The sequence below is a fragment of the Cupriavidus sp. SIMBA_020 genome, assembly GCF_046535395.1.
GTDB classification, from domain to species: Bacteria; Pseudomonadota; Gammaproteobacteria; order Burkholderiales; family Burkholderiaceae; genus Cupriavidus; species Cupriavidus campinensis.
The window spans coordinates 1-233 of sequence record NZ_JAWRWU010001733.1 but is presented as its reverse complement, the minus strand read 5'-3'; the positions used below and the strand labels follow the sequence as shown (position 1 = coordinate 233).

Genomic DNA, 233 nt, shown 5'->3' with positions numbered 1-233 from the left:
GATCGGAAAAAAACAGCGTGGCCGACAGGTCGGTGCGCACCCGCTCGGCGGTGCCGGCGATGCCGCGCACGGCGTTGTCGACGTGATAACCGAAGGCCTCGCCACCCTCGTAGCGGTTGAACAGCGGCGGGAAGATCTTGCGCGGCAGCGCCGCCGACATGAACAGGTTGTTGCCGGACAGGCGCTGCAGGATCAGGTTGCCGAGTTCCTGCGCCAGCGGATGCTGCTCGGAC

At 66.5% G+C, this 233-nt stretch carries 1 pseudogene; it reads right to left on the bottom strand.

The annotated features are described in order from the left end of the window. A pseudogene (locus tag SB751_RS35550) lies at window positions 1–233 on the bottom strand (PKHD-type hydroxylase); the annotation flags it as partial.